Source organism: Cupriavidus consociatus (assembly GCF_017814975.1).
GTDB classification, from domain to species: Bacteria; Pseudomonadota; Gammaproteobacteria; order Burkholderiales; family Burkholderiaceae; genus Cupriavidus; species Cupriavidus consociatus.
On the sequence record NZ_JAGIQA010000212.1, the window covers coordinates 1 to 266 of the forward strand.

A 266-nucleotide genomic window follows, 5' to 3' on the forward strand; every position below is an offset into this window, starting at 1 on the left:
ACGCCTTCCCTAATCGGTTAAGCTTGCCACTGAATGTAAGTCGCTGACCCATTATACAAAAGGTACGCCGTCACCCCGCTTTAAGCGCTCTCGCGCTTAAACCGCTTTGCGCGCCAGTGGTGCTATTTCACACTGGAGTCTTTTGACGATTTTTACTACCGTAAAAATCGCCGAAAGCGCTTAAAGCGGGGCTCCGACTGTTTGTATGCATGCGGTTTCAGGATCTATTTCACTCCCCTCCCGGGGTTCTTTTCGCCTTTCCCTCA

Annotated in this window: 1 rRNA gene; it reads right to left on the reverse strand. The window is 50.8% G+C overall.

The window, feature by feature from the left end:
• Window positions 1-266, reverse strand: a 23S ribosomal RNA gene (locus tag J8I82_RS38135); the annotation flags it as partial.